Raw genomic sequence first — 11,412 nt, 5'->3', positions numbered from 1 at the left:
CGCCGCGATAGGAATGGTGACGGCGAGCGTCATCGCCAGGACGGTCCAGAAGCGGTCGTTGAAGGTGCCGAACCCGAGCAGCTCCATGCCCATCAGCAGCACGAACATGTGGATCGAGAAGACGCCGTAGGAGATCTCGCCCAGGGCGCTGGGCACCGGACTGGCCAGCCAGCAGCGTACGGGGCCGTCGAGCTCGGGCCCGAAGACCAGCGGGAAGATGACGCACACCGCGACCGCGCCGTAGAGCACGCACTTGAGCGCCGACTCCGCCGGCGTCGGCGCATCCACCAGCCCGGTCGGGCCGGTGATCGGCGTGCAGGCCGCGACGAAGAGCCCCAGCGCCAGCAGCCACCAGCCGGCCAGGTCGCGCGCGGCGGCGTCCAGCCGAGCCCTCATGCCCGGGTCGACCGAGCAGGCCGCGAGCGCGGTGCCGGCCAGGAACCACGGCAGGTAGGCCGGCAGCCACTCGGCAGCGAACGGTTGGTCGAACCAGGTCCGGGCGCCGGCCGCGAAGGCCACGCCGCCGATCGAGAGCAGCAGGCAGAGGACCAGCACGCGGCGTACGTCCAGGCGGTCTCGCGGCGTCAGCAGCCGCACCACCAGCGGCAGCACGAGGTAGAAGGCGACCTCGGTGCACAGGCTCCACATGTGCGCCAGGCCGTAGGCGTGCGTGTCCTGGGTGTAGATCTGGGTCAGGGTCAGGTTGGCGATCCAGCCGCCGACGCCGACGTCGGAGTTCGCGGGCGCGGCGATCAGGCAGACGGCCACGACGACCCAGTAGAGCGGCAGGATCCGCAGGGCACGCTTCCACAGGTAGCGTCCGGTGCTCGGCGGCGGCGCTCCGGCGGCGCTGGCGACGAACCAGGGCCTGGCCAGCAGGAACCCGGAGACCACGAAGAAGAGCGCCACGCCGAGGTCGAAGTGGGCGAGCATCGCCCCGGTCCAGCCCTGCGGGTAGCGGCCGGTGTGGAACGCGACGTGGGTCAGCACGACCATCAGCGCCCCGACGGCGCGCAGCGCGTCGAGCGTGAGGAATCGACGATCCACATCGACTCGGGCTCCGCTTCGGCCAGCCATCATCAGCCTTCGTCCTCGGGCCCTGAGATCGGGTCGCCGAACGGCACGAGGCTGCCGACCTCGATGCCACCCAGGCAGGGCTTCGACCCCGGAGTCAGGCTCTGGAAGCCGATGGTGTCGAAGCGTCCTTCGCCCGTACGCAGGTAGAGGCTGCGGAACCCGGGCTCGATCTCGACGTCGTAGGAGTGGTCGCCGGCGGTCACCCGCATCCGGCCCGCGTCCTTGGCGGCAGCCACGTAGGCGACCCGGATCCACCACCCGGCGCCGTCGACGCCGCCGTCCAGGCCCACCTCGAGCGGCGTCTGCCGCACGCGCAGCTTGCACTTGTCCAGGCTCGGTGTCGGGTCGACGGCGCCGACCGAGCGTCGCTCGGGCTCGACCAGGGCGGGCCGGATGTGTCCGTCCTCGTCGACCAGGTAGAGATTGTCGGTGCTGGCCCGTGGGAACGCCATCTTGTCCGACAGCGGCCGGAGGACCCGGCTCACCTGGTTGTAGGGGTACGACGCGCCCCAGACCATCCACTGGGGCACCGGCCCGTCGGCCATCGGCAGCGGCTCCTCGACCTCGGCCAGGTCGGCGCGGACAGTGTCGATGTAGCGCCGGGTGTTGTCGTCCTCGTGCCAGCCCTGGACGTAGGAGTAGGACGAGAAGAGCCCCAGAGCGGCGACGACCGCGGTCGCTACGGCGACCCGCCGGGGGACGTCGAGGAAGGGTGACGTGCGCGTCGGGGTGAGCGTCTCCACGGCCCCGCGCAGCGGCAGCGTGGCCAGCGCGAGCGCCATCGCGGTCACCGCGATCGTGTCGGTGAGGTAGCGGTAGGCGAGCGCGATGTCGGCGCCGACGCCGCCGGCCCGGATGGCGGTGATCAGGGCGATGTCGATGACGAGGATGCCGCCGACCAGCCACCAGGCCCGCAGCGCGATCGAGCGGGTGCGGGCGAGCTCGAAGGTCAGCAGCGCCAGCACGCCGACGGCGAGCACCGAGACCACGGCGCCGGGCTCGGCCCAGCCGGCGGAGTTGCCCTCGATCCACTTCCACCGCAGCGGCCCGCCGACCACGCCGGGCGCCCACGACTCCAGCAGGAACCGCTGTGCGACCAGCGCGAACCCGTTGGCGTCAGAGCTGCCCGACGCCTTCGACGACCCCGCGCCCAGGGTGAGGTAGGCGACCACGGAGCCGATCGAGACGACCCCGTAGAGGAGCACGCCGGGCAGGTAGCGGCCCATGATCGTCCGCAGCCGGGTCAGGATGTCACCGGTCGCGAACCAGCCCAGCGCCAGTACGGCATAGGGCCAGAACAGCAGCATCGCCTTCTCGCCGAAGGCGATGGCGGCCAGCGTGATGAGCATTGCCAGCAGGGCCCAGCCGAACCGCCGCGTACGCAGGTAGTTGAGGTGTGCCCACGATCCCCAGAAGATCGCGGCGAGGAACGGCAGCTGGGTGATGCCGGGACCCCAGGACAGGAACGCCGGCAGACTGATCGAGCTGAACAGGAACAGCGCCAGCGGCGGCAGGATTCCGCGCCGCTTCCCGAACGCGGAGCAGAGGAAGACCAGTGCGCCCAGGTTCGCGATCGCCTGCAGCACCAGCAGCTCGGCGGCCGGGTAGGCCCAGGCGTACGGGTCGAGGCCGAAGTTGTAGGCCGTCAGCGCGAACGCTCCCGGCATCAGGTGTCCGGCGAACCCGTGGAAGAGAAGGTCGGCCGAGAGGCCGTCGGACATCAGCTTCGACATGAAGTTCGCGTCGTCGAAGCGGTACCACGAGCCGCTCAGCGCCCAGGCGCGGAAGGCGAGCTGGGCCACGATCAGGGCGAGCGCGGTCGCCACGACATTGCGGGGAGTCGCGAGCAGGCCGTCGGCAGCGGGCGCGTCGGTTGGCCCGCCGGTGTGCCCGGCAGCGGTGGTTGTGGGATGGGGGGAGGACACGAAGAGGAAGTGTCGCACAGCAGTTTGTGACCCGTTGCACACCTGCCCAGGTATTGCTGCTACGGTTCGCGGATCGAGGGGGGAACTGAGGCCTTGGGAGGGGCAAAAACATGCGAAGAGTGATTGGTTACGTCTTCTTGCTGGTCGGCGCGTTTGCGCTGGCCGCTGCCGCGGTAGCGGGCTTCTGGGGTCGGGACGCCGCGGCGACCGTGCCGCTCAACGTCAACACCACGACCGTCCTGGACGGCACCGCCAGCGGCGCGCTGGCCAAGTCGGATACCCCAGTTCCGGTGAAGTACACCCGGACCACCGAGGCGGCGCCGAAGGAGTCGACCGACGACGTCGTCGTCTTCGTCGAGGCCGGCTGCATCATGATCCAGGAGGGCGACACGCCTCCGTGCGCCCGCGCGGAGGACGACGACCGCGTGGTGACCACGACGGAGCGCGCCTACGCCATGGACCGCAAGAGCTCCGAGGTCGTCGAGGACCAGGCCAAGTACGTCGGTGAGGACCGGGCCGTGGAGGGCATGACCGGCCTGGCCGGCAAGTTCCCGTTCGACACCGAGCGCCACGACTATGAGTACTGGGACGACACGCTCGGCACGACCGTCATCGCCACCTACGTCGACGACGTCGACGTCAAGGGCGTGAAGACCTACCAGTTCGAGGTCGCTGCCTCCGAGGACGACGCGTCGCTCTCGGCGGGAGACGACGAGGTGAAGGACACCGAGGACGACATCCGGGGCACCTACGAGGCGACCCAGACGATCTACGTCGAGCCGACCACCGGTTCCTACATCGACCAGAGCGCGACCCAGAAGATGGTCACCAGTGATGGCACCGTGCTGATCGATGCCGACATGAGCTACTCCGACGAGACCGTCTCCAACAACGCCCAGGACGCCAAGGACAACATCGCCCAGCTCAACCTGATCGGCACCTGGATCCCCGTCGGCGGCGTCGTCGCCGGCCTGATCTTCCTGCTGATCGGCCTGTGGCTGGCGCTGCGCGGTCGCAAGCCCAACGGTGGCGCCCACGCCTCCGCGGACGACCGCACCCTGGTCGACGCCTGAGGCTCAACACACGCCAGCGTCGACGTCTGCGGGCCCGGAGGACAGTCTCCGGGCCCGCAGACGTTTCCATGGGGGTTGAGCTGGGTCCTGTCTAGCCGCTCGTCAGGTCCGCACCGAAGATCGCGGTCCCGGGGGTCAACAGGCCCCGGGTGCGCGACCAGCCGCCCCAGATCCGCTCGTGGTCCTCGGGCCACTCGGGCTCGACCAGATCGGTGATCCGGAACCCGGCGCCGGCCAGGAGCGAGACCCAGTCTCCGAGGGTGCGGTGGTGCTCGACGTACGACACCTCGCCGGTCTCGTCGTCCACCTCGACGTAGGGGGTGCGGTCCCAGTAGGACTGGGCGGCGATCAGGCCATCGGGGCCGGGGTCGTCGGGGAACATCCACCGCGTCGGGTGGGTGATCGAGAACGCGAAGCGGCCGCCGGGCCGCAGGACGCGGGCGGTCTCGGCGAGCGCGTGGGCGATGTCGCTGACGAACTGCAGCGCTCCGAAGGAGCAGAAGACCACGTCGAAGGAGTCGGTGGCGAAGGGCAGGTCGGTCGCGGTGGCCTGCACGGCGGGCACGACCACGCCGGTCTGCTCGTCGAGGCGCCGGGAGTGCTGGAGCTGGCGGCCCGAGAGGTCCAGGCCGATCGCGCGACCGCCCTGGGTGTTCACCCATCGCGAGCACTGACAGGCGCCGGAGCCGAGCTCGAGCACGTCCTTGCCGCTGACGTCGCCGAGGACGCCGAGATCGGCCTCGGTCAGACCCTCCGGCCCCCAGACGAACCCGGCCTCGCCGAGGAACGGTCCGTGGGTCGCCTGGTACTCGTCGGCATAGCGGTCCCAGTCGGGGCCGTTCGCGTGGCGTGACTCGGCTTCACCGACCGTACGCCGCTCGGCTCTGACCACAGGGCCGGTTGTTCCGATGGTTTCGATCGCGCCGAAGGGATCGATGGGCGCCTCCGGTCGGACGACCGGGCTGATGGCTTGGTCCACCTCTCAAGGGTAGGCCCTTCGCGGTGACGTCGACAGTTGGACGGAGCCTGTGACGGGAGCGTAGGCTAAGAAACTGCGTCTGAAGTCTGCCCGGGTCCCAGACCTAGTGGACCTTGGCTTGCTACCTCGACCGCCGGTTCGCGCCGGGCGACGAAGCCTGTTTGTGCTGGTGCCGGCGAGGGGTGGCCGACCGGAGACTTGAGCCGTGTGTGACCCGACGATATCTGTCCACCCAAGGAAACCACCTCCCTTATGACGAGCACGCTCAACATTCCTCTTCCCGACTACGACGCGCCTCAGGTCGCGATCAACGACATCGGGTCGGAAGAGGACTTCCTCGCCGCGATCGACGAGACCATCAAGTACTTCAACGACGGCGACATCGTGGACGGTGTCATCGTCAAGGTCGACCGGGACGAGGTCCTGCTCGACATCGGTTACAAGACCGAAGGTGTCATCCCGTCGCGCGAGCTCTCGATCAAGCACGACGTCGACCCGTCCGAGGTCGTCGAGGTCGGCGACAAGGTCGAGGCCCTGGTGCTCCAGAAGGAGGACAAGGAAGGCCGCCTGATCCTGTCCAAGAAGCGCGCGCAGTACGAGCGCGCCTGGGGCACGATCGAGCAGGTCAAGGAGGAGGACGGCGTCGTCGAGGGCGCGGTCATCGAGGTCGTCAAGGGTGGTCTCATCCTGGACATCGGCCTGCGTGGCTTCCTCCCCGCCTCCCTCGTCGAGATGCGTCGCGTCCGCGACCTGCAGCCGTACGTGGGTCAGACCCTCGAGGCCAAGATCATCGAGCTCGACAAGAACCGCAACAACGTGGTCCTGTCGCGCCGTGCCTGGCTCGAGCAGACCCAGTCCGAGGTTCGCCACGGCTTCCTGACCCAGCTCCAGAAGGGTCAGATCCGCAAGGGTGTCGTCTCCTCGATCGTCAACTTCGGTGCGTTCGTGGACCTCGGCGGCGTCGACGGTCTCGTCCACGTCTCGGAGCTGTCCTGGAAGCACATCGACCACCCGTCCGAGGTCGTCACCGTCGGTGACGAGGTCACCGTCGAGGTTCTCGACGTGGACATGGACCGCGAGCGTGTCTCCCTGTCGCTGAAGGCGACGCAGGAGGACCCGTGGCAGCACTTCGCCCGCACCCACCAGATCGGCCAGATCGTCCCGGGTAAGGTCACCAAGCTGGTGCCGTTCGGTTCGTTCGTCCGTGTCGAGGAGGGCATCGAGGGCCTGGTGCACATCTCCGAGCTGGCCGAGCGCCACGTGGAGATCCCCGAGCAGGTCGTCCAGGTCAACGACGACGTCATGGTCAAGATCATCGACATCGACCTCGAGCGTCGTCGCATCTCGCTCTCGCTCAAGCAGGCCAACGAGACGGTCACCTCGACCGACGTGGAGGAGTTCGACCCGACCCTCTACGGCATGCCGGCCAGCTACGACGAGCAGGGCAACTACCTCTACCCCGAGGGCTTTGACCCGGAGACGGGCGAGTGGCTCGAGGGCTACGACGAGCAGCGTGAGAAGTGGGAGCAGCAGTACGCTCAGGCCCACGCTCGCTGGGAGGCCCACATCAAGCAGCAGCAGGAGGCCGCCGAGAAGGCTGCCGAGGCCGGCGAGGCCACCTCCTACTCCTCGGGTGGCTCGGTCGACGAGACCGTCTCCGAGGACGAGGGCGGTTCGCTCGCCTCCGACGAGGCGCTGCAGGCTCTCCGCGAGAAGCTGACCGGCGGTCAGTGAAACGCTGAGCTGAAACGCTGAAGACCCGGTCCCCGTCGTGGGGCCGGGTCTTCGGCATCTTCAGGTGCACTCATTCGGGTGCCCGTCTCTCAGTGCCAGCGGACTGCGGGGAGGAAGTCGGGGTCGGAGGCGTGGGACCGCGGGGCGGCCTTGGGGCGGTCGTGGCGTACGGTCGAGATGGTGGCGTAGGCGGCGACGGCGAGCAGGACGATGAGGACGAGGATTGCTGTGTTCATGGCAGTAATTCTTCGCTACCAGGCATTCCTGCCACATTGGCAGAAATGCCTAAGTTGCGCGATTTCCTGCCAACTGGCACCCTTCTAAGGTGCTTAGGAACGTAGCTGCGGTGATCTGGGACGGTGTCGCCCCCTTCGAGTTCGGAGTCGTGTGCGAGGCGTTCGGGCTCGACCGGCGCGACGACGGGGTGCCGTTGCTGGAGTTCGGCGTCTGCTCGCTCGAGCCCGGCTTGGTGCGTTCGAACCTGGGCTTCGGGATCGAGGCCACGTACGGTCTCGAGCGGGCCGACGAGGCCGACCTGGTGTGTGTGCCGGCGATGCGCAGGGGCGACCCGGTGCCGCCGCAGGTGGCCGAGACGCTGCTGCGCGCCTATCACCGTGGCGCCCGAATCCTGACGGTCTGCGGCGGGGCGTTCGCACTGGGTGCGGCGGGTCTGCTCGACGGGCGTGAGTGCACCACCCACTGGAAGTACACCGACGAGCTCGCGGAGAGGTTCCCCGAGGCGAAGGTGGTGCCCGAGGTGCTCTACGTAGACACCGGGCAGATCATCACCAGTGCCGGCACCGCCGCCGGACTGGACGCGTGCCTGCACATCTGGCGCCAGGAGTACGGAGCAGCGGTCGCCTCAGCCGTGGCCCGGCGCATGGTCGTGCCGCCCCAGCGTGACGGCGGGCAGGCGCAGTTCATCTCCCGCCCCGTACCAGAGGTCGAGGCCGAGACGCTCGGTCCGCTGCTGGCCTGGATCGTGGAGAACCTCCACGAAGACCTCGACGTGGACTCGCTCGCCCATCGAGTGCTGATGTCGCCGCGTACGTTCGCCCGCAGGTTCCGTGCCGAGACCGGGGCGACGCCCTATGCCTGGATCACCGCCCAGCGGGTGCGCCGGGCGGAGGAGCTGCTGGAGCGTACCGACCGGTCGGTGGAGTGGATCGCGGGCGAGGTCGGCTTCGGCAACGCCGCGGCCCTGCGTCACCACTTCACGCGCGTACGAGGGCTCTCCCCGCAGGCCTACCGGCGCCGGTTCGCCTGCAGCGACAGCCTCGACTCGGCCATGCCGGCCTAGGCGGCGTGAGGCGCCGACAGCGGCCCCATTAGGTTGGGCCCATGCGCGTAGGACTCACCGGCGGGATCGCCTCGGGGAAGAGCACGGTGTCGGAGTTGCTGGCCGGGTTCGGGGCGGTGATCGTGGACTCGGACAAGATCGCCCGGGAGGTCGTCGAGCCGGGCACAGCGGGGCTCGCCCAGGTCGTGGAGGAGTTCGGGCCGTCGGTGCTGACCGAGTCCGGTGCGCTCGACCGGGCCAAGGTGGGGGAGATCGTCTTCGCCGACCAGGGCGCCCGTGAACGGCTCAACGCGATCGTGCACCCGTTGGTCGGGGCGCGATCCGCGGAGCTCGAGGAGACCGGGCGGACGGCCGGGAAGCTGGTCGTCAACGACATCCCGTTGCTGGTCGAGGTGGGTTACGCGCCCTTCTTCGACGAGGTGATCGTCGTCGACGTGCCGGTGTCTACGCAGATCGAGCGTGCGGTCTCGCGGGGGATGAGCGAGGCCGACGCCCGCTCTCGCATCGCCGCGCAGGCCAGTCGCGAGGATCGGCTCGCCGCGGCGACGTACGTCATCGACAACACCGGCACCCTCGATGACCTGCGGAAGCGGGTGCGGGAGATCTACGACGCACTCGCCGGAACGTGTTAATGGGCGGGGGTTGCTGACATACTCGGCCGCGTGACTGGGGGCAAGCACACCGATTCAGAGGATCAGCGGCGTCGGCCGAGGCGTTGGCTGCGACCGGTGATCGCGGGGGCCGTGCTGGCCCTGGCGGCCGGGGCGGGCGCGGCAGCGGTGACCGTCGGCATGCCGACGAGGGTCGATGAGGAGCCGAACAGGCCGGCCAACGCCACCACGAAGACCGACCCGAAGAAGGACACCACGCCGCTGGCCTGGGGTCCCACGCGGGGAGAGCTGGCGACCGCCCGCGAGCTGGTGTCGGGCTGGGACGAGAAGCAGCTCGCCGGGCAGGTGATCGTCGGCCGCTACCACGGCACCGACCCGGCCAAGGCCGCCAAGATGGTCCGCAAGCTCCACCTCGCCGGGGTGAGCGTGACCGGCGAGAACGTCGTCGACGAGGCCCAGGTGCGCGAGACGACCGCCGCGGTCTCCCGTGCGGTGGCCGCTGATGGCCGCTCGTTCCCCGCGGTGATCGGCGTCGACCAGGAGGGTGGCGTCGTCTCCCACCTGCGCGGCGTGGCCACCGATTTCCCCGAGTTCGAGCGCACCGGGGATGCCATCGAGGCGAAGCCGGGCAAGGGAGTCACGGTGACGACCGAGGCGGCGCGGACGACGGCGCTCGAGCTGCGCGACCTGGGCTTCACCTGGGCGTTCGCGCCGGTCGCGGATGTGACCGTCGGCGCGGCCGATCCGACGATCGGCTCGCGTTCCCCGAGCGAGGACCCGAAGATCGCCGCGACGGCGGTCTCCGCGGCCGTTCAGGGCTACAACGCCGCCGGTCTGGTCTCCACCACCAAGCACTTCCCTGGCCACGGCGCGGTCACCGGTGACACCCATCTCGGGCTCCAGGAGCTCGACTTCGGGAAGAAGAAGCTCAAGCGCCGCGACCTGGTGCCGTTCGACGCCGCGGTGGATGCCGGTGCGCCGTCGGTCATGATCAGCCACGTCGACGTCAAGGCCGTGGCCCCCGGGAAGCCGGCCAGCATGGCGGCTCCCATCTACGACCTGCTCCGCGACGACCTCGGCTTCGACGGCATCGCCGTCACCGACTCGTTGGGCATGGGCGCGGTCACGACCACCACGAAGAAGCCCTCGGTGGCCGCCCTCGAGGCCGGCGCCGACCTCCTGCTGATGCCGGCCAACTCCAAGGCCGCCCACCGCAGCGTCGTCAAGGCGCTGCGCTCCGGGCGCCTCGAGCGTTCGCTTGTCGAGGACGCCGCCGCGAAGGTCGTCGCCATGCAGCTGTGGCAGCAGCGCACCGCCGGCGCGGTGCCGGTCCCCGGTGACGTACGCGAGCAGGCGGAGCAGGCCTCCGCGGCCCTCTCGAAGGCGGCCTCCCAAGGCTGACCCCGCCGAGAGGTCACTTTCTGGCGCCGAAGCGTCAGTTTCTGACGTCGAAGCGTCGCCGAGTTGGTTCGTGGCACCATCGGGGCATGAGCGAGCGACCATGAGCGTGGTGCTGCACGTCGACCTGGACCAGTTCATCGCGGCGGTGGAGGTGCTGCGCCGGCCCGAGCTGGCCGGTCAACCGGTGATCGTGGGTGGGCGCGGGGACCCGACCGAGCGGGCGGTGGTCTCGACGGCCTCCTACGAGGCTCGGGCGCACGGGGTGGGTTCGGGGATGCCGCTGCGGCTGGCAGTGCGGAAGTGTCCCGACGCGGTGCTGCTCCCGGTCGACCACGTGGCCTACGACGAGGCCTCCGCGGGCGTCATGGACACGCTGCGATCGCTGGAGTGGGGCGGCGTACCCGTCCTGGTCGAGGTCCTCGGCTGGGACGAGGCGTTCCTCGGGCCCGGCCCCGGACACGGAGACCTCGGCGATCCGGTGGCCTTCGCCCAGGACGTACGCGATCTCGTGCTCGCACGCACCCGGCTGCGCAGCGGCGTCGGTGTCGGCGACAACAAGCTGCAGGCGAAGCTCGCCACGGGGTTCGCCAAGCAGCGCGTCGACGGCGCTCTCGCGCGTGAGGCCGGGGCGGGCGGCCACGAGCCCGGCCCGGGAGGGCAGCCGCGGGGGACCGGCGTCTACCGGATCACCCACGAGACCTGGGACGCCGAGATGGGCCACCGTCCGACCGACTCGCTGTGGGGGATCGGGGCGAAGACCGCGAAGCGGCTCGCCGGGCTCGGGATCGAGACGGTCGCCGACCTGGGAGCGGCCTCGGCGGAGCGTCTGGCCGCCGAGATCGGCCCCACGACCGGCCCCTGGCTGCGCCGTCTGGGTCGTGGCGCCGACACCAGCTCCGTGGACCCCTCGCCGTGGGTCGCGCGCGGCCACGGCCACGAGGAGACCTTCCAGCAGGACCTCGTCGAGTGGCCGGACATCGTCGCCGCGACCCGCCGCCTGTGCGCCGAGTGCCTCGCGGACGTGGTGAAGGAGGGACGGCCGGTGACCAGGGTCGAGATCAAGGTGCGCCTCAAGCCGTTCTTCACCGTCACCCGCGGCCACAAGCTCCCCGAGCCCACCCTCGACCCCGATCGCCTCGCCGACGAGGCCGAGGCGCTCCTGGAGCGGGTCGAGAAGGACCGCCCGGTCCGCCTCATCGGCGTACGCCTGGAGATGGCCCCGCCGCCCGGCGGCTACTGACCGCCGAGACGTCGCCCGCGTCGGCCGAAGCGTCACATACGCAGATCGAGTGGGCACCGTAGTGCCAACTCG

General features: G+C 69.8%; 9 protein-coding genes and 1 pseudogene. 6 read left to right on the top strand and 4 right to left on the bottom strand.

Annotated features, from left to right (window positions below; all coding sequences use genetic code 11):
• Positions 1 to 6 precede the first annotated feature (6 nt).
• Both ACFWQC_RS16975 and ACFWQC_RS16970 read right to left on the bottom strand, forming a co-directional pair.
• Positions 7 to 1,077, bottom strand: a pseudogene (locus ACFWQC_RS16975) (acyltransferase family protein); the annotation flags it as partial.
• 2 nt (positions 1,078 to 1,079) lie between these two features.
• Entirely contained in the window at positions 1,080 to 3,002 is a 1,923-nt protein-coding gene (locus tag ACFWQC_RS16970; RefSeq protein WP_378680177.1) for a hypothetical protein, read from the bottom strand.
• Between the two features lie 110 nt (positions 3,003 to 3,112).
• Between ACFWQC_RS16970 and ACFWQC_RS16965 the strand changes: the two genes are divergently transcribed.
• Complete coding sequence (locus tag ACFWQC_RS16965; protein WP_378680174.1) at positions 3,113 to 4,075, top strand: DUF3068 domain-containing protein; 963 nt, start codon at positions 3,113 to 3,115, stop codon at positions 4,073 to 4,075.
• A 91-nt stretch (positions 4,076 to 4,166) separates the two neighbouring features.
• Here the strand turns inward: ACFWQC_RS16965 and ACFWQC_RS16960 are convergent, their stop codons facing one another.
• Positions 4,167 to 5,054, bottom strand: a complete 888-nt coding sequence (locus ACFWQC_RS16960) for a class I SAM-dependent methyltransferase (protein WP_378680172.1) — start codon at positions 5,052 to 5,054, stop codon at positions 4,167 to 4,169.
• Between the two features lie 252 nt (positions 5,055 to 5,306).
• On the opposite strand from ACFWQC_RS16960, the gene rpsA reads away from it, so the two are divergent.
• Positions 5,307 to 6,788, top strand: coding sequence for a 30S ribosomal protein S1 (rpsA, locus tag ACFWQC_RS16955; RefSeq protein WP_350661292.1), 1,482 nt, complete (start codon positions 5,307 to 5,309; stop codon positions 6,786 to 6,788).
• Between the two features lie 89 nt (positions 6,789 to 6,877).
• On the opposite strand, the gene ACFWQC_RS16950 is transcribed toward rpsA, so the two are convergent.
• Positions 6,878 to 7,024, bottom strand: a complete 147-nt coding sequence (locus ACFWQC_RS16950; RefSeq protein WP_355018322.1) for a hypothetical protein — start codon at positions 7,022 to 7,024, stop codon at positions 6,878 to 6,880.
• 89 nt (positions 7,025 to 7,113) lie between these two features.
• Here ACFWQC_RS16950 and ACFWQC_RS16945 point away from each other — a divergent pair, with 89 nt between their 5' ends.
• The 4 genes from ACFWQC_RS16945 (at position 7,114) to ACFWQC_RS16930 (ending at position 11,340) form a co-directional block, all read left to right on the top strand.
• A complete protein-coding gene (locus ACFWQC_RS16945) occupies positions 7,114 to 8,088 on the top strand; it encodes a helix-turn-helix domain-containing protein (protein ID WP_378680168.1) in 975 nt (324 codons plus the stop codon).
• A 41-nt stretch (positions 8,089 to 8,129) separates the two neighbouring features.
• Positions 8,130 to 8,720: a dephospho-CoA kinase gene (gene coaE, locus ACFWQC_RS16940; RefSeq protein WP_378680165.1), complete on the top strand. Its 591-nt coding sequence runs from the start codon at positions 8,130 to 8,132 to the stop codon at positions 8,718 to 8,720.
• A 96-nt stretch (positions 8,721 to 8,816) separates the two neighbouring features.
• Entirely contained in the window at positions 8,817 to 10,100 is a 1,284-nt protein-coding gene (locus ACFWQC_RS16935; protein WP_378680162.1) for a glycoside hydrolase family 3 N-terminal domain-containing protein, read from the top strand.
• A 100-nt stretch (positions 10,101 to 10,200) separates the two neighbouring features.
• Positions 10,201 to 11,340, top strand: coding sequence for a DNA polymerase IV (locus ACFWQC_RS16930; protein ID WP_378680159.1), 1,140 nt, complete (start codon positions 10,201 to 10,203; stop codon positions 11,338 to 11,340).
• The last annotated feature ends 72 nt before the right edge of the window (positions 11,341 to 11,412 follow it).

This window comes from Nocardioides sp. NPDC058538, from assembly GCF_042719275.1.
In the GTDB taxonomy this organism is placed as follows: domain Bacteria; phylum Actinomycetota; class Actinomycetes; order Propionibacteriales; family Nocardioidaceae; genus Nocardioides.
This window is presented reverse-complemented; position numbering and strand designations above follow the sequence as displayed.